Raw genomic sequence first — 1922 nt, forward strand, 5'->3', positions numbered from 1 at the left:
CCTCCACCTCGCCCAGCCGGCGGCGCACCGCGGCCGCCGCCTCGTCCACGAGGGCCATGGCCTCGGCCACCAGATCGACGGCTGCCGCGGCTTCCGGATCCCAGCGCGTGGCCGCCTCCAGAGCCCGCTGGGCCCGGCCCAGCCGCGAAAGGGCGGCCGTATCCGCCGTGTAGAGCTCGGCCTCGGCCGCCTCGTAGGCCTCCCGGAGTTTGGTGGCGTGGGCCAGGAGGTCCCGCTCCGCCCGGAGCCGCTCGTCTTCCCCCGGCTCGAGCCCTGCGGCCCGGATCTCCCCGATCTGGAACCGCAGGAACTCGGCCCGGTCCCGGCCCTCGCGGTCCAACCGCTCCAGCCGGTCCACCTCGGCCCGGGCCCCGTGCCAGGCGCCGTACGCCTCCTGCCAGGCGGCCAGGGCCCGCCGGCCCTCCTCGTCGAGCCCCGCGTCGAGGAGCGCCAGGTGCTCCTCCTCCCGCAGGAGCGATTGGTGCTGGTGTTGGCTCGAGACCTCGACGAGGTGGCTCCCCACCCGGGCGAGCACGTGCAGGGGCACCAGGGCGCCGTTCACGTGGGCGCGGCTTCGCCCGTCGGCCGCCACGACCCGGGTCACCACCAGGGGTTCCGCGGGGTCCCAGGGAACGCCTGCCTCCTCGAGCACCGCCCCCACCGCGCCGGCCGCCGGCGCCGGCGGAGCGAACGCCCCCTCCACCCGGGCCTCCGGGGCGCCGGCCCGCACCCAGTCCCGGCTCGCCCGATCGCCCAGAAGGAGCCCCAGGGCCTGGAGCAGGATGGATTTGCCCGCGCCGGTCTCGCCCGTGAGCACGGTGAACCCGGGCCCCAGCTCCAGGTCGAGCCGGTCCACGATGGCGAAGTCGCGCACGCGGAGGAACTCGATCACGACGGGTCCTCCTGCCGTCCGCCTCCCCCCCACATGAGCTTGGTCCGCACCACCTCGAAGTAGTCCCGCTGGGCCGAGCGAACGAGAAGCACCCGGTTTTCCGAGCGCCAGACCCGCACCCGGTCGCCCTCGTCGAGCTCCAGCCCCTCCTGGCCGTCGAGGGTCAGGAACACCTCGCCGTTCTTGGACGCCAGCCGCACCTCGATCGTGCAGGCGTCGGGCAGGAGGATCGGCCGCTGGGTCAGGGTGTGGGGGCAGATCGGGGTCACGATGAGGCTCGGCACCTGGGGCTGGACGATGGGCCCCCCGGCGGAGAGGCTGTAGGCCGTGGAGCCCGTCGGGGTGGACAGGATCAGCCCGTCGCCCCGGTAGTTGGTGAGATAGGCGCCGTCGACCCGGACCTCGAGATCGCTGATCCGGGCCAGGGCGCCCTTGTTGAACACCACGTCGTTCAAGACCCGAAACGCCTGGAGCCGGCGGCCGCCGCGGACGACCTCCCCTTCGAGCATGGTGCGCGGGTCCACGTCCCACCCGGATTCCCGGATCCGCTCCAGGGTCGGAAACAGCTCGGCCAGGGGGATCTCGGTCAGGAACCCCAGGAACCCGATGTTCACCCCCAGCACCGGGATCTCCCGTCCCGCAAGGGCCCGCACCGCGGCGAGCAGGGTGCCGTCGCCCCCGAGCACGATCACCATGTCGGCCGGCGCAGCCGTTTCGCCGAACCGGCCGTCGTCGAGAACCTGGATGCCCCGGTCCCGGGCCCACCGGCGCAACTGCTCGGCGGCCCGCTCGGCCTCGGGGGAGTTTCGTTTGCAAAAGACGGAAACGACGCGAAGGGGCACCCGGTCGGCTCCTGAAACGTTGGGACGCGGGGACGTTGGGACGTGCGGACGGCCCGCCCGTCCAACCCTGTTCACCGGCACTGCGCGCGGTCCGGCCTCCCAGTGTTCCGTCTCACAAAGAAGCACGCAAATTACGCTGGTGGGGCTGGGGGTCCCGACGAAGCGCGACGGCCGAGCAGCTCGGGTCA

Annotated in this window: 2 protein-coding genes; both read right to left on the reverse strand. The window is 73.2% G+C overall.

The window, feature by feature from the left end; translation table 11 throughout:
* A partial coding sequence (locus ACYQ8L_RS18405; RefSeq protein WP_459943279.1) for an AAA family ATPase occupies nucleotides 1-892 on the reverse strand: 892 nt, incomplete at its 3' end.
* Nucleotides 889-1734, reverse strand: a complete 846-nt coding sequence (locus ACYQ8L_RS18410) for an NAD(+)/NADH kinase (RefSeq protein WP_459943280.1) — start codon at nucleotides 1732-1734, stop codon at nucleotides 889-891. The genes ACYQ8L_RS18410 and ACYQ8L_RS18405, both read right to left, overlap by 4 nt.
* Nucleotides 1735-1922: the final 188 nt, after the last annotated feature.

The sequence above is a fragment of the Deferrisoma palaeochoriense genome, from assembly GCF_054656955.1.